The sequence below is a fragment of the Lacrimispora struthionigena genome (assembly GCF_048627165.1).
GTDB lineage: Bacteria > Bacillota > Clostridia > Lachnospirales > Lachnospiraceae > Lacrimispora.
In genome coordinates this window covers 1503248-1524331 of the sequence record NZ_JBMBWP010000002.1, presented here as the reverse complement: position 1 = coordinate 1524331, position 21084 = coordinate 1503248, and the positions used below count along the sequence as shown (strand labels likewise).

The window sequence follows — 21084 nt, the reverse complement described above, 5'->3', positions numbered from 1 at the left end:
AAGGAGAAAGATGAAAGCACATTTATATATCCAAAATGATCGGACCGTTTATGAACCAGTCGTATGCGGAAACATTTCATGGCAGACCCAACGAAGAGGACAGCCAGGAAAGTGCACATTTACGCTTCTCCCGGACAAGATGCTTCAAATTGAAGAGGGCAATGCTGTCCGGTTGGACGTAACTGGAATCCCTGTTTTCTTTGGGTTTATTTTCGAACGTAACTGGAACAGTGATGGTCAGGTAAAGGTTACAGCATACGATCAGCTGCGTTATCTAAAAAATAAAGAGACTTATAATTATACGGATTTAACTGCCGCAGAATTAATACAGATGATTGCGGATGATTTTCATCTAAAGACAGGAGAACTTGAGGATACTGGTCAGCGATTTTCCAGAAAAGAAAAGGACAAGACGTTATTTGATATTATTTTGAACAATATGGATCTTGCTATGATACATTCGGGGAAATTATATACGTTCTATGATGATGTAGGAAAATTAACACTTAAATCTATGGAAAACATGAAGCTGGATATCATGATTGATGAAACGACAGCGCAGGACTATGACTATAAAGTCAGTATTGACAGCAATACCTTTAATCTGATCAAACTGTATTATGACAATAGTGATACCAAACAAAGAGAGTGTTACATTACGAAAAGCACAGAGAACATAAATAAATGGGGAGTCCTTAAAAAGGATGAATCCATTGAAAAGGGAGTGGATGGGCAAAAAGTAGCAGAAACCTATCTGACTTTGTACAATCGCCCTTCCCGTTCCCTGACAATAAAAGATGCATTTGGTGATATTCGTGCCAGAGCTGGTTGTCTTATTCCGGTTTTTCTGGATACATTAGACACAAGTTGTAAAAATTATCTGGTTATTGAATCAGTCACTCACAAAATTGATGAAGGAATTCATACTATGGATTTAACATTGAGAGGAGCAAAAATAGTTGGCTGACGTTGAATGGATAGAGAACATAAAAAGAATTGTAATGCAGGCTGTAGAGGCTGGAGATCCTTGTGATGTTATAACTGCTTCTGTGCTTAACACGGATCCATTAGAAATTCGGATAGATCAGAAAACCATATTAACAAAAACCCAGATTATATTACCAGAACAGTTTACAGACCATTTAAGTGTAATGGAAATACCAGGTTTGGGAGAAATGACAGTGACTGTAAAGGCAGGTCTGAGAAATGGAGACAGGATTCTTCTCATTCAAAAACGGGGAGGACAACAATACGTAGTAGCAGGCAGATGGTAAAGGAGGGGGAATACTTATGCTCCCAGTAACAGGTAATATTTTGGAACAGGACTTTAAAGTAATTGAGCAGCCATCTAAAACCTTCCGTCTTGTTATGGACAGCGGTCGTATTATGGGAATGACAGATGGTTTAGAGGCAATTCGACAGTCTGTTTACTGCATTTTAAATACGGAGCGTTTTGACTGGCTAATTTATAGCTGGAATTATGGAGTGGAATTAAACAGGCTTTTTGGAAGGCCGTTAGGGCTGGTTAAAGCTAAAGTGAAAAAAAGAATCAAGGAAGCCTTAAAGCAAGACGACCGAATCAATGAGGTGGATAATTTTTCTTTCAAAGAGAAGGGTACATCACTATTTATAACATTTACCGTCCATACTCCGGTGGGAGAAATTAATGCTGAAAAGGAGGTGAACTTTTAAGTGTATGAAAATATTTCGTATGAGAACATATTAAAGCGTATGTTAGATAAAGTATCATCTGACTTAGATAAAAGGGAAGGTTCTGTAATTTATACAGCGCTGGCTCCAGCTGCTGCAGAGCTTGCTATTATGTACATAGAGATCGACCAGGTCTTAAAAGAGATTTTTGCGGATACAGCAGACAGAGAATTTTTAATACGTAGAGCAGCTGAGCGCGGAATTATTCCCAAGGCAGCTTCTTATGCAGAGCTAAAGGCACGATTTAATATGGAAATTCCAATAGGAAGTCGTTTCTCTCAAAACTTAATGAATTACAAGGCTATAGAAAAATTAGATGACTTTGAATACCGGATGCGGTGTGAAACGATTGGTACTTCCGGAAATGTAAATTTAGGCAGATTGATTCCCGTTGAATATATAAAAGGCTTAACATTTGCTGAACTTACAGAACTTTTAGTACCAGGAGAAGAGGAAGAGGAAACAGAACGGTTTCGTAAACGATATTTTGACAGTTTAAAATCTCAGGCGTACGGTGGAAATATTGCAGATTATAAAGAGAAAGTTTCGGCGATTTCAGGAGTAGGTGGGGTAAAGGTGTTTCCTGCCTGGAATGGTGGCGGAACGGTGAAACTGGTCATTGTTGATTCCTCTTTTCACGCTCCCAGTCTGGATTTAATTGAACGTGTGCAGGAACAGATTGATCCAATTACAGACCAGGGGAAAGGCTATGGAATTGCGCCTATTGGTCATAAAGTTTCTGTTGCAGGCGCCCAGGGAGAGATAGTATCAATTACTGCAAAAATCACATATCAGACAGGATATGACTCTGGAAAATGTAAAGATTTTATTGAAAAGACTCTGGACGAATATTTGGAAGAACTCAATCATTCGTGGCAAGAGTTAGATAACATTATTGTCAGGATTTCCAGAATTGAAAGCAGGTTGCTGGATGTGGAAGGGGTTCTTGATGTTATGGATACAAAGATCAATGGAGTGAATGGTAATTATGTAATTCCCTCTGAGAAGATAGCACAACGAGGTGATGTCGATGCTTAATCAAAGAGAAATGGATTTAATATCATATTTACCAGATTATTTAAGAGGAATCCGAGAGTTTAATGAGATAGGCGGAGCTGAAAAAAATGAATTGGGGCAGCTGTATTCAAACATTGAAATCCTGTGGAATAACAGTTTTATAGTATCCTCGGATTATCAGGGGATAAAAAAATGGGAGTCTTTGTTAGGAATCAAAGGGGAGGCAGCACTTTCTCTTGAAGAGAGAAGAAATATTGTATTAGCAAACTGGAATTATCAGCTCCCTTATACCCAAAGAAAATTGCAGGAGCAGTTAACATCTCTACTTGGGGACAATTATGAAATCTACGTGGATATCCTTAAGAGCAATTTAAAAATTGTAGTAAAAGAATGTTCTCTGGTTATTGTGGAAAGCATTCGGGATATGGTAGGAAGAATAATACCAGCAAATCTGGAAGCAGAATTTTGCAGTAAATACCAGGGAAACTATCACGCAAACAGCTCTACCTTTAACAACATAACTATTCGTACTGTTTTTTTTCCTCGATATAATCTGGCGCATTTGAATCTGGATCGTAATTGGAATTTGAATAGGGACAATAAATTAAACGGTTACAATGATGAAAGTCCCATTGACTTTTATCCTGTGGGAACCAGGGTTTGTGCAGAAATACAGCATCCCAATAAACGGGAAGAGCAGTTACGTATATCGGTTGGCATACCAAGGCAGTTATTTTCAGATAATGAGATGATTGTAGTACAAGCAGAATCAAAAAATGATTCTAATATAAAAGAAATGATGAGTTTTAGTTTCAGTGCGATGGAATACATGACGGTTGGTCCTGTCTGCATTACAAACAGGAATGTATTGGAAGATGAGTGGCCATTGGACGGTAATCGTAACTTAAATGGCGGTTTAACTATTTTATAGGAAAGGGAAAATATATGGCAGACATTACAAATGGAGTTATTACAGTAACAGGGAGAAAGAAATTTTGCAAAGCACATGCAGGAGATGTGGCTCTTCCCATTATCACTCATATGGCGTGGGGAGACGGGGGCGTAAATGATGAGGGGAAGCCAAAGGCGGCTTCTGGAGGTGAAGTTGCTCTTTATCATGAACTTTTAAAAAAGAAAGTGGAGGTTCACACTTATGTAAATGATGAGGAGACTGCTTGCCGTTACACGGCTACATTAGAAAAAGGAGAATTAACTGGAAGTGAAATATCCGAAATGGGATTGTTTGATGCAGAAGGAGATTTAATTGCATACCGAACCTTTATGCGTAAAGGAAAAGATGCAGATATTCCTCAGATCTATGATATGGATGAAATATTTTAAGGAGGTTTAATATGGCATATTGTGATGTAAAGAATCCGCCGCAATATACGGCTGAAATTCGTAAATGGGACAGGGATACGCTGGCAGATGGCCAGGAGATGGCGGTTGAGATCGAACAGCTTTTTAATAATACTTTTTATAATAAGATGGTTCAGGAGCAGCATGAACAGTTAATAGAGGTAAGTATTCCGGCTTCTGGCTGGAGCAATACAGCACCTTACAGCCAAAGATTAGCGGTGGCAGGATTGAAAGCAACTGACAATCCGGTATTAAGCCCTTGTACTCCTAAAAATTTGGATGCTGCAGATGTAAAGCTTCGAAGAAAAATGACTGGGATGATATCTGACGGGGAGACAGAAGATGGGTATGTGACGTTCTATTGCGGAGAAAAGAAGCCAACAGAAGATTTTAGCGTATATCTGAGAGGAGTGAGTGCGAATGGGTAAAGTTAGTATTTCAGGTGCTGGAGCCGCTGGAGGAGGATCTGATGAGTGTACCGCTACCAGAGCTGAAGTGTTAAAGGGGTATACGGCTATTATAAGTGCTTCTGATGATGAAGTAGTAGAAGGAACTCTGGAGTTGACCGGAGATGCAGCGGATAGTCAGGTACTCGCTAGTAAAACATATTATAGTACAGATCCTAAAAACAAAAGAAAAGGTAGTATGGTAAATCATGGTGCTATGAGCCAGACATTAAACACAGGTGAAATATGTAACATTCCTGCTGGATATCATAATGGATTAGGAAAAATTATAGCGAATAGTTTGGTAGGACAAACACCTGGAACTGCTACAGCTGCTCAGATGCTGTACGGATACACTGCATGGGTAAATGGAAGTAAACTAACAGGTAATATAACATCTTTATCGGGTCAAACTATTACACCGGGAAGTTTTCAGCAGACGGTAAATTGCTCTGATAAGTATATGACAGGAAATATAAATATTGTCGGCGATAGCAATCTTATGGCTGGGAATATTTTAAATGGAATTAAAATTTTTGGAGTAACGGGTAATGTTAGAAAATATGCTAGTATATCAGGACGTAAAACAACTTCGGGTAGTAAAAACTTTTTCCTATGGAATTATAATGTTACAAAATCCTACTATTATTTAGTATTACCTACTGGATTTACACCTCTGGTAGGCGTATTTAGATTGGACAATTCTATTGATCCAGGCTGGAACGGACTTGCTCTATTTGAAGGAGGACAATATGTAATTCCATATGGTAGTAATAATGGAATGGTTAATTATTCTGGCGGGGCTCAGTATGATAATAATCAAATGATTGTTCCAGTTGCTACATCAGGAAATTATTTTTACACAATATCAGGATATTACTAATTATTTTTGTTCCATAACTAATAATGGCTAAGTTACAACAGGAATTAAAATTAAAGCTACTTATGAACATAATATAATTTACGTATACTGACATGATTTAGTAAACAGAATTGACCGATTTAAATCCCTACATAAAAACATGGAAAAGTCTAAAGTAAAGGAGAATTAAATGGAAAGAATCATAGAATTGCTTGCCCTGGCATGGGGAAGCACGATTATTAAACTGGTTATCTTGGCCGTAGTTATGGATACCTGCTTTGGTTGCATCAGAGCAATTAAAGAACATAAATTTAACAGCTGTTTTGGAATAGACGGTGCGATCAGAAAAATATCAATGGTTGCCTCCCTGGCATTCCTCTTGGTACTAGACCAAATCGTACACCTAAACTTAATTGGTTTCATTCCGGAAGGTATCCGATCCTATCTTCCAGTTAATTCCATAGGTGTGGCCGAGTTTTTCGGCCTTCTATACATAGCATACGAGTTGGTCAGCATTTTAAAAAACATGACATTATGCGGTCTGCCCGTAAAACACATATGGGAAGCCATAAAGAAGTTCCTGTCCCAGTACACCGACGAGCTCCCCGACCGAACCTAAAACCTTACCAAGTACACTGCCCCGTGACATTTCCCCACCTTTCTTCATATGATAAATAGAAAGGGACAAGGTGATATCTATGGTAAAAAGCGAATCAACCAAAGACATGAGCAACATCGAACTACTTGGAATACAGGAGAATCTAAAAGATTCCGATTATACAGAAATCGAACGTTTCCGGGAATCCTTTGATGCAGATGACATGGGATTCTCGGGAAGAAGGGAGGGGATTTAAGTGGAAATAAACAAACTTCTAACCCCATATAACTACAGTAACGGCGAGTTAAGCCGTATTAAATATATCGTTATTCATTATGTAGGAGCGCTGGGAGGCGCAGAAGCAAACTGCAAATACTATGCCTCCCAGTACGTAGGCGCCAGCGCCCACTACTTTGTAGGCTTTTCCGGAGAAATCTGGCAGTCCGTTGAAGACAAAAACGTTGCATGGCACTGCGGAGCCAAGACCTATATCCATCCGGAATGCCGTAATAGCAACAGCATTGGTATCGAGCTGTGTGTCAGAAACAAAGGCAGCCAGTCCGACACAAGCAGAGACTGGTACTTTGAAGACGCAACCGTCGCTTCAGCAAAGAAACTGACTAAGCAGCTGATGGAACAATACGGAATCAAAGAAGATCACGTAATCCGCCATTACGATGTGACCGGTAAAATCTGCCCCAATCCTTACGTATACAACAACACCATTCACACCTGGGAAGATTTTAAGGATTCCCTTTTATCCGCAGCAGAAGTAAAATCCGGCTGGGTGGAAGAGGAAAACGGATGGAGATTTTATTTAGGCAATACAGGAGATTATGTGAAAAATGACTGGTATCAGGATGGAGATACCTGGTACTGGTTTGATGAAGCCGGATATATGGTAAAAGACACCTGGAAAACAGGAAGTGACGGAAAGTGGTATTATTTAGACAGTGCCGGGAAAATGGCAAAAGACCAGTGGGTGATCTGGAAAAATGAACTTTACCGCGTGACAGCTGACGGCAGTATGTATGAGGGTGAGCTTCACTTAAAGTCAGACCAGAACGGCGCACTTCAGATCCAATAAGAACCTGGCGGGATCCGGTGAATAGAGATCCCGGCAATCCCGCCAAACCAAAAAATCCCATTCAGGGGGTTAGTCTGAACGGGATAAATATCGTTTATGAATTAAGCCATTGCGTTAACAGCTTTAGAGATTCTGGATACTTTTCTGGAAGCGTTATTCTTATGATATACGCCTTTAGTAGCAGCTTTGTCGATCTCTGTAATAGCACTTACTAATAATGCCTGGGCAGCAGCCTTGTCACCGGCAGTAATAGCAGATTCCACTTTCTTAATGGATGTTTTCACTTTGGATCTGATCGCTTTGTTTCTAGCAGCCTTAGTTTCGTTAACTAAGATTCTTTTCTTTGCAGATTTAATGTTAGCCAATCTGTACACCTCCAATAAAATGTAATATGATTTATTCTTTGTTTTGCATCAAAGTCTGGACACGGACAGTTCAATGTAAACATACTTTTATATTTTAGCTAATTTCAGTACATATGTCAATACATAATTCCTGCTTTTTTGCAGAAAATACCTTAGAAATGCTGGAAAGGAGGAAGAAATGGAAAACACATTTGAAGTACGTACAGACCTTGCAGTTGAAGAAAAAGAAAGTTTTCCTGGTGACGGCGGAGAAATATCAGGAGTATCACTGCGGGAATGGCATCGGGCTGACAGCCGGATTAAAATGACTGAGGTAAAAATTCTTGATGAAAAAGGGTCAAAAGCCATGGGAAAACCCATTGGAACCTATATTACCCTGGAGGCAGACCAGCTGTCTTTAAAAGATGAGGATTATCACAGAGAGGTGTCTAAGGAACTTTCAGCGCAGATTTCCAAGCTGCTGGAAGGAAAAGATTTTACAAAACCTAATTTTCATGTTTTGGTGGCAGGACTGGGTAATTCTTCTGTAACTCCCGATTCTCTGGGACCCAGAGTTCTTAATAATCTCCAGGTTACCAGACATTTAAAGGTTCAGTATGGAGACGATTTCTGGCGTGGAAAACCCATGCCTGTGATCAGTGGGATTGCACCAGGCGTTATGGCCCAGACCGGAATGGAGACAGCCGAGATTTTAAAAGGCATTATTAAAGAAACAAAACCCGATCTCATTATTGCAATTGATGCTCTGGCTGCAAGAAGCGTAAAACGTCTTGGGACAACCATACAGCTTACCGATACCGGAATTCACCCCGGTTCCGGAGTGGGAAATCACCGCAACAGCTTAACAAAAGAAAGCTTAGGGGTACCGGTCATGGCAATCGGCGTACCTACTGTTGTAGGGGCTGCCGCAATTGTCCATGATACAGTAACAACCTTAATCCGGGCACTGTCAGAAAATATGGAAACCAAAGGAATGGGTGATTTTATGGAAAATCTTAATTCTGATGAACAGTATGATCTGATCCGTGAACTTTTAGAGCCAGAATTTGGACCGCTTTATGTAACCCCTCCAGATATTGACGAAACGGTGAAAGAATTAAGCTTTACCATCTCCGAGGGGATCCACATGACCTTTTTGGGACAGGAAGTTTCGTAGTAAACAGCCACCTTTCTGCATAGTATATTATAATCAAGAATGCAGGAAGGCGGCTATGAAACAGAGCAGTGAACGATTAAACCGGATAATTAAAAAAATAATGATTACAGTAAGCCTGATTCTGGCCGTTTTTTTAAGTCTAAAAGAAGCTACCCAGGCAGCAGGCAGGCTGGATTTAAAAGATATTCAAAGCTGGATTGGAGAGGGCGTTGCAGAGAGCGCCGCCATAATCTGGCGTTACCAGTATCCTGCTTCTGTATGGGAGCAGGAAGGGGAAGGCGGGAAGATACTGTATCAGGAAAAATCACTTGGAAGTCTGTTTTGTGGTTTTTTCTTCAGTCATTCCCCCTTATCCCGTTATACGAATAAAAACGGAACAACAGCAGATTATTACGGAGAAGATGATCCTGCCTACAGGAGTTATTTAGAAAGTGGAAAGTTTTATGAGGAACACAGCTTTCTTCTATATGATGGAGGAGAAGAGAGCGGAGAAGACGGTAGTGTAAATGCAGGCGCACCCAAGGTTTCCCAGGAGACACCGGAAAGCCAGGCGGCCGCAGAACCTCCAAAACAAGAAGCGGCCAAAGAGCCGCAACAGACCGTACCTGCCAGTGGGGAAAAGAATTCTGCTATGACCTGCGCATCAAGCAGTATCTGGCCCATTGTGGGAACCACTTACCGGAAGGAGCAGCTGGCAGATTACGATTATATGATGAAGCATTTTTACAGCGTTCATACCTCAACCACGGCTGGACGGGATTTAATGAAAGCCGATCAGTTTCTTTCAGAGAAATTTACTCTGGAAGGTGGAAATGATAAACCCCAGATTTTAATTTACCACACCCATTCTCAGGAGGAATATACTGATTTTGCGTCTGGTAATAAGGAGGCAACCGTTGTTGGAATCGGAAATTATTTAACCCAGTTGTTAACAGCAAAAGGTTACAATGTCATTCACGATACCTCTGTCTATGACTTGCAAAATGGAAAGCTGGACAGAAACAAAGCATATACATACGCCCTTGATGGCATTACCAGAATTCTTCAGGATAATCCGTCTATTGAGGTGATCCTGGATATACACCGGGATGGAGTAAACAGTGATCTGCATATGGTTAATAAGGTCAATGGGAAAATGACAGCTCCTGTTATGTTTTTTAACGGAGTCAGCCAGACTCCCGAAGGCCCCATTGAATATCTGCCCAATCCATACAGAGAGAAGAATCTGGCTTTCAGCTTTCAGATGCAGCTGGACAGCGCAGCCTATTTCCCTGGTCTTACCCGCAAGATTTACATAAAAGGGCTACGTTATAACCAACATTTAAGAGCCAGATCCGCTTTGATTGAAGTCGGCGCCCAGACCAATTCCTACCAGGAAGCATTAAATGCCATGGAACCCCTTTCAGAGGTTTTGGATATGGTCTTAAAAGGAAATTAAAAATCAACATATTAGTAAAAAAAAGCTGGAAGCCTGTTATATTATCAGGCATATCCAGCTTTGCGTCTTCTCTGAAAATGCTATCTGCAGAGGAGAAAATCAATTGCATGTTAAATTGGGATATGTTACCATAAGAACATGAAACAATCGTGTCACTGCAGGGGCGTTGGCCTTCCATCATTACATAGATGGGAGGTGATGTGAATGAAATATGACTTTAAAGACCTTATGGCTTTTGGTACATTCATTTTAGCATTGCTTACCTTTATTTTTATTAATTGTAAGTAATATTTTCTATAAAATCCTGGAAACAGGAAATAGAAAACCCACCCTTGTATACTTTGGACGGTAGCAAGGATGGATTTCTATCATTGTCATTGGCCAACCCCTTGTAATGGGGCGGTTGTTTCTTTACTATTATTCTAATACATAATTCCTGTATTTGCAAGCGAAAATAGTAACAGGAAATGTATATGATTCAGGGAAATCAACGCTTTCCCGGTGGACAACCGTTAATTTTAATGGTATATTTGAAGACACCAGAAACATCAGAAAAGAGGATTATATTTTATGGCAGCTGCCCAGCAGAATAGAATACGTAATTTTTGCATTATTGCTCATATTGATCACGGAAAATCAACTCTCGCAGACAGAATTATTGAGAAAACGGGACTGCTGACCAGCAGAGAGATGCAGGCTCAGATTCTTGATAATATGGATCTGGAACGGGAGCGTGGAATAACCATTAAGGCCCAGGCAGTTCGTACTGTTTATAAGGCAAATGACGGACAGGAATACGTTTTCAACATGATTGACACACCGGGTCATGTTGACTTTAATTATGAGGTTTCAAGAAGTCTGGCAGCCTGTGACGGCGCAGTTTTAGTAGTGGATGCCTCCCAGGGAATTGAAGCCCAGACACTTGCAAACGTTTATATGGCACTGGATCACGACCTGGATGTATTTCCAGTTCTAAATAAAATCGACCTTCCCAGTGCGGAGCCGGAGCGGGTCGTTGAGGAGATTGAAGATGTAATCGGCATTGAAGCTCATGATGCACCCAGAATCTCTGCCAAGACAGGTCTCAATGTAGAAGCGGTACTGGAAGCGATTGTTGAGAAAATACCAGCTCCTGTGGGTGATCCGGAAGCACCCCTTCAGGCTCTGATCTTCGATTCCCTTTATGATTCCTACAAAGGAGTCATCGTTTTCTTCCGTGTAAAAGAAGGAACGGTAAAAAGAGGAGATAAAGTGCGAATGATGGCCACCGGTGCGGTGGAAGAAGTAGTGGAAGTCGGATATTTCGGCGCAGGCCAGTTTTTACCCTGTGAAGAATTATCTGCAGGTATGGTTGGATATTTAACTGCCAGTATCAAAAACGTAAAGGATACGGCAGTGGGAGATACCATTACCCTTGCTGACAGACCATGTAAGCAGGCTCTTCCTGGCTATAAAAAGGTAACATCCATGGTTTACTGCGGTCTGTACCCTTCCGACGGAGCCCGTTACAATGATCTTCGTGATGCGCTTGAGAAGCTTCAGCTTAACGACGCTTCTTTATTCTTTGAACCGGAGACATCACTTGCCCTTGGCTTTGGTTTCCGCTGCGGATTCTTAGGACTTCTTCATCTGGAGGTAATCCAGGAACGTCTGGAACGGGAATATAATTTAGATCTTGTGACGACTGCACCTGGCGTAGTCTATCATGTATTCAAAAAGAATGGGGAGAAGCTGGAACTGACCAACCCCTCCAATCTTCCTGATCCTACCGAGATTGAATATATGGAGGAGCCCATTGTCAGCGCAGAAATTATGGTAACTACGGAATTTGTAGGAGCCATTATGAAGCTTTGTCAGGAACGGCGTGGTGTTTATCTTGGAATGGAATATATGGAAGCCACCAGAGCGTTATTAAAATATGAACTTCCGTTAAATGAAATCATCTACGATTTCTTTGATGCACTGAAATCCCGTTCCAGAGGCTATGCTTCCTTCGATTACGAGCTGAAAGGCTATGAAAAGTCTGAACTGGTAAAGCTGGATATATTAGTCAACAAAGAAGAAGTGGATGCACTTTCCTTTATTGTACATGCAGAATCCGCCTATGAGCGCGGCAGAAGAATGTGTGAAAAGCTAAAAGATGAGATTCCCAGACAGCTTTTTGAAATTCCCATTCAGGCAGCCATCGGCGGCAAGATCATTGCCCGCGAGACAGTAAAAGCCATGAGAAAAGATGTACTTGCCAAATGTTACGGCGGTGATATTTCACGTAAGAAAAAACTTCTTGAAAAGCAGAAAGAAGGTAAAAAACGTATGCGCCAGGTCGGTAACGTTGAGATACCGCAGAAGGCATTTATGAGCGTACTGAAATTAGATGATGAATAAAAAAAATATGGAACTTTACGTGCACATCCCGTTTTGTGCACGTAAATGCGCTTACTGCGATTTCTTATCATTTCCCGGAAATAAACGGATGCAGCAGGAATATACAGAACAGCTGCTGGAAGAGATAAAATACCAGAGTGCATATACCAGAGAATATCAGGTCATCAGTATATTTATCGGGGGAGGGACGCCCTCTATTCTGGAAACAAATCAAATGACTGCCATTCTTAACGCATTAAACAGTCAGTTTGACATTCATCCGGAGGCGGAGATAACCATGGAAGCCAATCCGGGAACCGTTACCTCTGAGGCACTCATTCAGTACAAACGTGCCGGAGTAAACAGAATCAGTATGGGACTTCAGTCGGCTGACGATAAAGAACTTGGCTACCTTGGCAGAATACACACCTACGATGAGTTTTTAAAAAGCTTTCAGCGAGTTCGCATGGCAGGATTTGAAAACGTAAATGTGGATTTAATCTCAGCCATTCCCGGTCAGACAGTGGAATCCTGGAAGAATACATTAAAAAAGGTTACCATGTTAAAGCCTGAACATATCTCGGCCTACAGCCTCATTGTTGAGGAAGGAACTCCGTTCTATGATCGTTATGGAGATCATGTGGAGATGGATAATGATTCTATGACAAAAGAGGAAAGGCGGCGTCTGATGTCTCTTCCTGAGCTTCCTGACGAAGACATGGAGAGAGAGATGTATTACCTGACCAGAGAGTTCTTAAAGGAACAGGGATATGAGCGGTATGAGATTTCCAACTATTCCAGAAAAGGATATGAGTGCAGACATAACATCGGCTACTGGACAGGAGTGGAGTATTTAGGTCTGGGACTTGGATCTTCTTCCTATTTAGATGGCTGCCGTTATCATAACACAACATGTTTTCAGGATTATACCAATGGAAGTTTTGGAAGAAAAGAAGAGTTTGACAAGCTTTTAAGACAGGAGTTTGAACACCTTTCCATAGAAGGAAAGATGGAGGAGTATATGTTTTTAGGGCTCCGCCTCATAGAAGGAGTATCTGCTCATGGGTTTGTCAGCAATTTCGGCCAGAATATACGCCATGTATATGGACCAATCCTTGATAAACTGGAGCAGGAAGGCCTGATGGAATTAAAGGAAGGATTTTACCGGCTTACAGAACGGGGAATTGATATCAGCAATTACGTTATGAGCCAGTTTTTATTGTAATATAAGGGGTCTGCAAAGAGAGAACAATTACTTTCTTTGCATACCCCTTATTCTATTATAAAGCTTCATCACTGAACCAGAAAAACCTCCATACTCCTGGTGCCATAAGCCCGGGTCTCTCCATGAGTATTAAAAAAGATATCAATATGATTTCCTCTTACCCCACTGCCGCAGTCTTCAGCCGTATAAATCACTCCACCGATCATAAGACGGCTTCCATAAGGAATCACTCTTGGATCAACGGAAATAGTATGGCCTGCAGTGGCGACTGTACCCGTACTGGTTCTTCCTCCCCATCTGCCTGAGCAGCCTCTGCATGGGCAGTAAGCTGTGGTCTTAAACATTCCAAGAGAACGAAGCCCGTTTGAAGAAGCAAAGGAACCAACACCATATACCCTGGAGCCGGAAAGCTTCTGTCCGCCGGCATAAGCTTCCACAAGATAGGAGCCGTCCCCATAACTGTTCCAGGGGGCGGATACCTCAAAACCATAATTTCCAGTGCCAGTGCCCTGATTAGCCAGATCCTCTCTGTATTTCGTCGCAGAAGCAGTCAGTTCTCCCACAACATTTCCGGTTGCCTGATTGGTAATGACGACCTTAACCTCCTGGGTGGAAGAAGGATCTGAACTGTTCCAGGCCCATCCCCGGATGCTGGTTTCATCCGCACCGTCTATAATCCCAGGAGTCTGCCCTGCAAGGACATAAACAGGTGATATCGTATAAAATACTATCATTAGTAATGTTCCTAAGAACCATTGTAATTTCTTTGTTTTATTCATGTAATAATTACTTCCTTTCTTTTTTACAAAAAGTACATACAAATTAATACAATATAAATATATGTAACAGATTTGTAATAAATGAGGTACAAGTAATTATTTTACACTTTTTTCCATATTTGTCAAGTTTTTATATCTTTCTGTAGATGGCAGCAGGATTTTCTGCACAAAAAAAGCTGCCGGAAAGGGAGAAATCCGCTTTCCGGCAACGCATATGGACAATGATTTATTATCTTTCAATTACAGCAAATATCTCTTTTGACTGTCTTCCAAAAGCGAGAGCTTCTCCCCGGCTTCCGAAATAGATATCTACTTTGTTTCCTCTGATACCGCTTCCGGTATCTTCCACCGTATAGACAACGCCATCAATCATGACCTTTGATCCAAGTGGCAGTACAGTAAGATCTGCAGATAATGTGTGCAGCGGTTGTGGTATGGTTCCGGAGTAAGTCTTCTGCTGTCTTCCTGAGCTGCTGGGGCAGTAGGCTGTTGCAGAGAATATTCCCAGAGATGCTCCTCTTTCAAAAACCGGACCTGTGGGTGCTTTTTCTTCTGGCAGTTCTTTCTTTTCTATGCCCGGTCCTACCTGATCGCTCATCGTAGCGTCACTTGCAGTAGCAACCGTTTCGGTACTGTTCTTTTTCATTTGCTTATCCGTATCTACACTCCCTGACTGTTGGCTTGCTGTACTCTGGCTATCAGCCGTCTGGGCAGCCATTGCAGTAGTGGATAACAGCAGAATACAAAGGAGTGTCAGAAATCCGGTGATTCGGAATCGTCTTGAAAAACTAATCATGATTTACCTCGCAATCGTGTTGTTATGGTGTATCAATTACCATTATATTACAAAAGTGTTAAATGTCAAGAAAAAAATGTCATAGGCTTTGTAATATTTGATAGAAAATTGAGATAAAATGTACATGCAGGTCACAAAAACTTCATTTAAAAATTTTCAGGAATGTATTGACAAATGTAGAAAAAAAGAATATATTATGAAAAGAAGATGTTAGCACTCCTAAACGTCGAGTGCTAACAAATACCTCTGAAAGGAGCGTGGCAGTTTGGATGATAAGGATCAACTGGATGGACGGAAGATCATTATATTAAAAGCGATTATTAAAACTTATCTGGAAACAGGTGAGCCGGTAGGATCCCGTACAATTTCAAAGTATACGGACTTGAATTTAAGCTCCGCCACCATCCGGAATGAGATGTCTGATCTGGAAGAGATGGGTTATATTATGCAACCCCATACTTCTGCAGGAAGAATTCCTTCCGATAAGGGATACCGCTTCTATGTGAACACCATTCTTCAGGAAAAGGAAGATGAGTTTACAGAGATTAAAGAATTAATGATAAAGCGTGTGGACCGGGTAGAATCCATGTTAAAGCAGGTAGCAAAGCTGCTTGCCCAGAATACCAACTATGCAGCCATGATCAGTGCGCCCCAGTACCATCATAACAAGTTAAAGTTTATCCAGCTGTCCAAGGTAGATGAGGGAAAACTGCTTGTGGTAATCGTGGTGGAAGGCAATATCATAAAGAACACCATAATCCCCATTCGTTCAGAACTGAGCGACGAAGGGATATTGAATCTTAACATTCTTTTAAATAATGCTTTAAACGGGCTTTCTATAGAAGAGATCAATTTAGAAGTGATCAGCAGGTTAAAGGTCCAGGCAGGTCCCCACAGTGAAGTGGTGGACCGGGTTTTATCGGAGGTGGCAGCAGCCATCAGAGCCGATGATGAGGATCTTCAGATTTATACCAGCGGAGCAACCAATATTTTTAAATATCCGGAATTAAGCGACGGAGAAAAAGCGAGTCAGTTAATCGGTGCGCTGGAACAAAAGGAACTACTTCAGGAACTGGTAGATGATGTAAACAGTTCAGAAAGCAGCTCCGGAATCCAGGTGTACATCGGAGATGAAGCACCTGTACAGACGATGAAGGACTGCAGTATCGTTACCGCCAATTATGAACTTGGGGAAGGCTTAAGAGGTACCATCGGAATCATTGGCCCCAAGCGAATGGATTATGAAAAGGTACTCAATACGCTGAGGAATTTAATGACCCAGCTGGATACCATTTTGAAAAAAGATGAAAGGTAAAGGGTAGAATATTGAGCATGGAAGATGTTAAAACAGACGAGAATCTGGCAGAAGAGACGACAAATCAGGAAGATGCCGTTTCCTCTGAAAAAGAGATAGACGTTACTTGCGACGGTAAGGAAGAATGTTCACAGGAACAGGAAGAGACAGCAGAGTCGGAAGGCGATGCAAAAGAGGAGCCGGAAAAGAAAGGCTTTTTCGGTAAGAAGAAAGAGAAAAAAGATCCGAAAGATGAGAAGATTGAGGAGCTTACAGACCGTCTTCAAAGATCCATGGCTGAATTTGATAATTTTAGAAAGCGGACTGAAAAAGAAAAATCTGCCATGTTTGAAATAGGCGCTAAGGACATCATAGAGAGAATTCTCCCCGTAGTTGATAATTTTGAGCGGGGGCTGGCAGCGATTCCCGAAGCGGATAAGGAATCACCTTTCGCTGACGGTATGGAAAAGATCTATAAGCAGCTGATGAAAACTCTGGATGAAGCAGGGGTTAAGCCAATCGAAGCGGTTGGAATGCCATTTGACCCCAATTACCACAATGCGGTTATGCATGTGGAGGATGATTCTCTTGGAGAGAATGTAGTTTCCCAGGAACTTCAAAAAGGTTACACCTATCGGGATACCGTGGTAAGACACTCCATGGTTCAGGTAGCTAATTAATTATAAATCAGAAACTCTCACAATTTTGTTTAATAAATAGGAGGAAAAAACTATGGGTAAGATCATTGGAATTGACTTAGGAACAACAAACAGCTGTGTAGCCGTTATGGAAGGCGGTAAGCCAGTTGTAATCCCAAACAGCGAAGGCGTTAGAACAACACCGTCAGTTGTAGCATTTACAAAGAATGGAGAAAGACTGGTTGGTGAACCTGCAAAACGTCAGGCAGTAACCAATGCAGACCGTACTATTTCTTCCATCAAGAGACATATGGGTACCGATTATAAAGTTACCATTGATGGAAAGAACTACAGCCCTCAGGAAATTTCTGCAATGATTCTTCAGAAATTAAAAGCAGATGCAGAGGCTTATTTAGGAGAAAAAGTTACAGAAGCAGTTATTACCGTACCGGCTTATTTTAATGATGCACAGCGCCAGGCAACCAAGGATGCAGGAAAAATTGCAGGTCTTGATGTAAAACGTATTATCAACGAGCCGACAGCCGCAGCACTTGCTTATGGTCTTGATAATGAAAAAGAACAGAAGATCATGGTATACGATTTAGGCGGCGGTACATTCGACGTTTCCAACATCGAAATCGGTGATGGAGTAATTGAAGTACTTTCTACCAACGGCGATACCCGTTTAGGTGGAGATGATTTCGATAACCGTCTGACACAGTGGATGGTTGATGAATTCAAAAAGGCAGAAGGCGTTGATTTATCCGGTGACAAGATGGCGATGCAGAGATTAAAAGAAGCTGCAGAAAAAGCAAAGAAAGAATTATCTTCTTCTACCACAACCAATATTAACTTACCTTTCATTACTGCAACAGCAGAAGGTCCTAAGCATCTGGACATGAACTTATCCAGAGCTAAATTTGACGAACTGACACTTGATTTAATCGAGCGTACTGCCATTCCGGTACAGAGTGCATTAAAAGATGCAGGAATGACAGCAGCAGAGCTTGGAAAAGTACTTTTAGTTGGTGGATCTACCCGTATGCTGGCAGCTCAGGAGAAAGTAAAACAGCTGACAGGCAAAGAGCCTTCCAAGTCTTTAAACCCAGATGAGTGCGTAGCAATTGGTGCATGTATCCAGGGTGGTAAGCTTGCAGGCGATGCAGGTGCAGGCGATATTCTTCTTCTTGACGTAACTCCGCTTTCCTTATCTATCGAGACAATGGGCGGCGTGGCTACCAGACTGATCGAGAGAAATACTACTATTCCTACAAAGAAGAGCCAGGTTTTCTCTACTGCAGCAGATAACCAGACAGCAGTTGACATTCATGTAGTACAGGGTGAGAGACAGTTCGCAAGAGACAACAAGACTCTCGGACAGTTCCGTCTGGATGGAATTCCACCAGCAAGAAGAGGTGTTCCTCAGATCGAAGTTACCTTTGATATTGATGCCAACGGTATCGTTAACGTTTCCGCGAAAGATTTAGGAACAGGAAAAGAGCAGCATATCACCATCACTTCCGGATCCAACATGTCCGATTCCGATATCGATAAGGCTGTAAAAGAAGCAGCTGAATACGAGGCTCAGGATAAGAAACGCAAGGATGCCATTGATGCAAGAAACGATGCAGATTCCATGGTATTCCAGACAGAAAAAGCACTTCAGGAAGTTGGAGATAAGATCGCAGATACAGACAAAGCAACTGTTGAAGCTGATTTAAATGCATTAAAAGAAGCAATTAACAGAGCACCATTAGAAGATATGACTGATGCTCAGGTTGAAGATATTAAGGCAGGCCGCGAAAAACTGATGAACAGCGCTCAGGCATTGTTTGCAAAGGTTTATGAGCAGGCACAGTCTCAGGCAGGCGCAGGCGCAGGTCCTGACATGGGAGCAGCAGGTGCTTCTTACCAGGACAGCGATGTTGTTGACGGAGATTACAAAGAAGTTTAATATTAAGTCGTTTGACAGGGCTTTGGGGAAAGTGTTGTAGGAATACAGCACTTTTTCCGCAGGAATAAATTCCTTACAATTATGAGAGGTAGACCTAAGATGGCAGAAAGTAAAAAAGATTATTATGAAATCCTTGGCGTTTCCAAAGATGCAGATGATGCAGCACTTAAGAAGGCCTATCGCGCATTGGCTAAAAAATACCATCCGGACACGAACCCTGGAGATACTGCTGCTGCAGAGAAATTCAAACAGGCTTCGGAAGCTTACAGCGTATTAAGCGATCCGGATAAAAGACGTCAGTATGACCAGTTTGGTTCAGCTGCATTTGATGGAAGCGGCGGAGCAGGCGGTTTTGGCGGCTTTGATTTTAGCGGCTCCGATATGGGAGATATTTTCGGAGATATTTTTGGAGATATCTTTGGTGGCGGAAGAAGAAGCGCCCAGTATAACGGCCCGTTAAAGGGAGCAAATATCAGAACCAGCATCCGCATCAGCTTTGAAGAAGCGATTTTCGGCTGCGAACGGGAGATCGAGATCAATTTTAAGGAAGAGTGTGCTTCCTGCCATGGAAGCGGTGCAAAAGCGGGTACATCACCGGTGACCTGTCCCAAGTGTAACGGGAAAGGCAAGATTATGTACACCCAGCAGTCCTTCTTTGGTCAGATCCAGAACGTACAGACCTGCCCGGACTGCGGCGGAACCGGTAAGGTGATTAAGGAAAAATGTCCGGACTGCTATGGTACAGGATATATCACAAAGAGAAAGAAGATCAAAGTCACCATTCCTGCCGGAATTGACAACGGACAGTCCGTAAGACTGGCTGGAGCCGGAGAGCCTGGCACCAATGGCGGAGAGAGGGGAGACCTTCTGGTTGAAGCAGTGGTTTCAAATCACCCCATATTTAAACGCCAGGATACCAGCATTTTCTCCACGGTACCCATTTCCTTTGCAAAAGCAGCACTTGGCGGCACTATACTGATAAAGACCGTAGACGGCGATGTAGAATATGAAGTTAAATCAGGAACACAGACAGATACCAAGGTACGCTTAAAAGGAAAAGGCGTTCCTACTTTACGTAACCGTGCTGTCAGAGGCGATCACTATGTTACGTTGGTTGTTTCCGTACCGGAACGTCTGACTGAGGCGCAAAAAGAAGCTTTAAAGAATTTCGATGAAGCCATGAACGGGAACCCGGACAGTGATAAACATAAAAAGAAGGGACTTTTTAAATAAAGCCTTTGAAAGTACATGTTACGGAGAAGGGAGAAGGTATGAAAGGGGTAAGAAAAAAAACAATATGGGCAGCAGTATTGTCAGGAATGATAATCCTGCTGTCCATGAATGCATGGGCGGATAATAGCCAGACTGCCAGAGATTTTCCGGGCTGGAATGGTTCCGGCACCAAAATTGGCGGACCAGGTAATTCAGATGATTATTTTGACTTCTGGGATGATGAGGATGACGACGACGATGGTCCAGGAAACCGCAGTACTGGAAGAGGATGGTATTACAGTCCTGCAGGCTGGTGGTTTCAGTACAGTGACGGCACATGGCCTTCTAACAGCTGGAAATTTATAAACGGCAGATGGTACCGCTTTGATCAGGGGGGACACATGGTCACAGGCTGGTATTCAGATCAGAATGGCGCAAAGTATTATTTAAATCCAGTTGATGATGGAATGCTTGGTGCCATGAGAACTGGCTGGCAGCTGATTGACAAAAAGGCATATTATTTTAACACCATGTCTGACGGAACACAGGGCAGACTTCTTTTGAATACAGTCACGCCGGATGGTTATAAGGTAGGGGCTGACGGGGCATGGGTTCCGTAAGGACTTTTTTGTATAAACGAAAAACAGGAGACATTTGAGATGACTGAATAATCAGCCGTTCCAAATTTCTCCTGTTTTTCATTACAAATTCTAATTGCCTTTAGATTGTAATTTTGTAAAAAAGATTCTGTTCCGGTCACAGACACTCAGGCGGGTGTGATGGG

Annotated in this window: 23 protein-coding genes; 20 read left to right on the top strand and 3 right to left on the bottom strand. The window is 41.9% G+C overall.

The window, feature by feature from the left end:
- Positions 1 to 10 precede the first annotated feature (10 nt).
- From ACOAOT_RS16270 to ACOAOT_RS16220, 11 genes are all read left to right on the top strand, one after another.
- A complete protein-coding gene (locus tag ACOAOT_RS16270; RefSeq protein ID WP_420217955.1) occupies positions 11 to 967 on the top strand; it encodes an XkdQ/YqbQ family protein in 957 nt (318 codons plus the stop codon).
- Positions 960 to 1274 carry a DUF2577 domain-containing protein gene (locus ACOAOT_RS16265; protein ID WP_420217954.1) on the top strand — a complete coding sequence of 105 codons (315 nt, stop codon included), beginning with the start codon at positions 960 to 962 and terminating at the stop codon, positions 1272 to 1274. The genes ACOAOT_RS16270 and ACOAOT_RS16265 overlap by 8 nt, the downstream gene beginning before the upstream one ends.
- Before the next feature lie 16 nt (positions 1275 to 1290).
- On the top strand, positions 1291 to 1692 hold the full coding sequence (locus tag ACOAOT_RS16260) for a DUF2634 domain-containing protein (protein WP_420217953.1): 402 nt from the start codon (positions 1291 to 1293) through the stop codon (positions 1690 to 1692).
- The gene (locus ACOAOT_RS16255; RefSeq protein WP_420217952.1) at positions 1693 to 2748 is read left to right on the top strand and encodes a baseplate J/gp47 family protein; all 1056 of its coding nucleotides are present in this window, start codon (positions 1693 to 1695) and stop codon (positions 2746 to 2748) included. It abuts the gene before it with no gap.
- Positions 2741 to 3658 carry a putative phage tail protein gene (locus ACOAOT_RS16250; RefSeq protein WP_420217951.1) on the top strand — a complete coding sequence of 306 codons (918 nt, stop codon included), beginning with the start codon at positions 2741 to 2743 and terminating at the stop codon, positions 3656 to 3658. Before ACOAOT_RS16255 ends, ACOAOT_RS16250 begins: the two co-directional genes overlap by 8 nt.
- A 14-nt stretch (positions 3659 to 3672) precedes the next feature.
- Positions 3673 to 4068 carry a phage tail-collar fiber domain-containing protein gene (locus ACOAOT_RS16245; RefSeq protein WP_420217950.1) on the top strand — a complete coding sequence of 132 codons (396 nt, stop codon included), beginning with the start codon at positions 3673 to 3675 and terminating at the stop codon, positions 4066 to 4068.
- 11 nt (positions 4069 to 4079) lie between these two features.
- Positions 4080 to 4514 carry a hypothetical protein gene (locus tag ACOAOT_RS16240; protein ID WP_420217949.1) on the top strand — a complete coding sequence of 145 codons (435 nt, stop codon included), beginning with the start codon at positions 4080 to 4082 and terminating at the stop codon, positions 4512 to 4514.
- On the top strand, positions 4507 to 5415 hold the full coding sequence (locus ACOAOT_RS16235) for a hypothetical protein (protein ID WP_420217948.1): 909 nt from the start codon (positions 4507 to 4509) through the stop codon (positions 5413 to 5415). The genes ACOAOT_RS16240 and ACOAOT_RS16235 overlap by 8 nt, the downstream gene beginning before the upstream one ends.
- A gap of 169 nt (positions 5416 to 5584) precedes the next feature.
- Entirely contained in the window at positions 5585 to 6013 is a 429-nt protein-coding gene (locus ACOAOT_RS16230; protein WP_420217947.1) for a phage holin family protein, read from the top strand.
- Positions 6014 to 6092: 79 nt separating this feature from the next.
- Positions 6093 to 6248, top strand: a complete 156-nt coding sequence (locus tag ACOAOT_RS16225) for a hypothetical protein (RefSeq protein WP_277408913.1) — start codon at positions 6093 to 6095, stop codon at positions 6246 to 6248.
- Positions 6249 to 7079: a peptidoglycan recognition protein family protein gene (locus tag ACOAOT_RS16220; RefSeq protein WP_420217946.1), complete on the top strand. Its 831-nt coding sequence runs from the start codon at positions 6249 to 6251 to the stop codon at positions 7077 to 7079.
- 101 nt (positions 7080 to 7180) lie between these two features.
- On the opposite strand, the gene rpsT is transcribed toward ACOAOT_RS16220, so the two are convergent.
- Positions 7181 to 7444 (bottom strand): 30S ribosomal protein S20, encoded by a 264-nt coding sequence (gene rpsT, locus ACOAOT_RS16215; protein ID WP_104436706.1) that lies wholly within the window; start codon positions 7442 to 7444, stop codon positions 7181 to 7183.
- Positions 7445 to 7622: 178 nt separating this feature from the next.
- On the opposite strand from rpsT, the gene gpr reads away from it, so the two are divergent.
- From gpr to hemW, 4 genes are all read left to right on the top strand, one after another.
- On the top strand, positions 7623 to 8600 hold the full coding sequence (gene gpr, locus ACOAOT_RS16210) for a GPR endopeptidase (RefSeq protein ID WP_104436705.1): 978 nt from the start codon (positions 7623 to 7625) through the stop codon (positions 8598 to 8600).
- 55 nt (positions 8601 to 8655) lie between these two features.
- Complete coding sequence (locus ACOAOT_RS16205; protein ID WP_420217945.1) at positions 8656 to 10038, top strand: stage II sporulation protein P; 1383 nt, start codon at positions 8656 to 8658, stop codon at positions 10036 to 10038.
- A gap of 570 nt (positions 10039 to 10608) precedes the next feature.
- On the top strand, positions 10609 to 12423 hold the full coding sequence (gene lepA, locus ACOAOT_RS16200; protein WP_420217944.1) for a translation elongation factor 4: 1815 nt from the start codon (positions 10609 to 10611) through the stop codon (positions 12421 to 12423).
- Complete coding sequence (gene hemW / locus ACOAOT_RS16195; RefSeq protein WP_420217943.1) at positions 12413 to 13627, top strand: radical SAM family heme chaperone HemW; 1215 nt, start codon at positions 12413 to 12415, stop codon at positions 13625 to 13627. Before lepA ends, hemW begins: the two co-directional genes overlap by 11 nt.
- Before the next feature lie 68 nt (positions 13628 to 13695).
- On the opposite strand, the gene ACOAOT_RS16190 is transcribed toward hemW, so the two are convergent.
- Together ACOAOT_RS16190 and ACOAOT_RS16185 are read right to left on the bottom strand one after the other, a co-directional pair.
- Positions 13696 to 14406 (bottom strand): 3D domain-containing protein, encoded by a 711-nt coding sequence (locus ACOAOT_RS16190; RefSeq protein WP_420217942.1) that lies wholly within the window; start codon positions 14404 to 14406, stop codon positions 13696 to 13698.
- A 229-nt stretch (positions 14407 to 14635) separates the two neighbouring features.
- Positions 14636 to 15202 carry a 3D domain-containing protein gene (locus ACOAOT_RS16185; protein WP_420217941.1) on the bottom strand — a complete coding sequence of 189 codons (567 nt, stop codon included), beginning with the start codon at positions 15200 to 15202 and terminating at the stop codon, positions 14636 to 14638.
- A 265-nt stretch (positions 15203 to 15467) separates the two neighbouring features.
- Between ACOAOT_RS16185 and hrcA the strand changes: the two genes are divergently transcribed.
- From hrcA to ACOAOT_RS16160, 5 genes are all read left to right on the top strand, one after another.
- Complete coding sequence (gene hrcA, locus ACOAOT_RS16180; protein ID WP_420217940.1) at positions 15468 to 16517, top strand: heat-inducible transcriptional repressor HrcA; 1050 nt, start codon at positions 15468 to 15470, stop codon at positions 16515 to 16517.
- A gap of 17 nt (positions 16518 to 16534) precedes the next feature.
- Positions 16535 to 17176: a nucleotide exchange factor GrpE gene (gene grpE, locus ACOAOT_RS16175; RefSeq protein WP_420217939.1), complete on the top strand. Its 642-nt coding sequence runs from the start codon at positions 16535 to 16537 to the stop codon at positions 17174 to 17176.
- Between the two features lie 52 nt (positions 17177 to 17228).
- Positions 17229 to 19088 carry a molecular chaperone DnaK gene (gene dnaK, locus ACOAOT_RS16170; RefSeq protein WP_104436697.1) on the top strand — a complete coding sequence of 620 codons (1860 nt, stop codon included), beginning with the start codon at positions 17229 to 17231 and terminating at the stop codon, positions 19086 to 19088.
- A gap of 99 nt (positions 19089 to 19187) precedes the next feature.
- Positions 19188 to 20321 carry a molecular chaperone DnaJ gene (gene dnaJ / locus ACOAOT_RS16165; protein ID WP_170819662.1) on the top strand — a complete coding sequence of 378 codons (1134 nt, stop codon included), beginning with the start codon at positions 19188 to 19190 and terminating at the stop codon, positions 20319 to 20321.
- 38 nt (positions 20322 to 20359) lie between these two features.
- A complete protein-coding gene (locus ACOAOT_RS16160) occupies positions 20360 to 20920 on the top strand; it encodes a glucan-binding protein (protein ID WP_420217938.1) in 561 nt (186 codons plus the stop codon).
- The last annotated feature ends 164 nt before the right edge of the window (positions 20921 to 21084 follow it).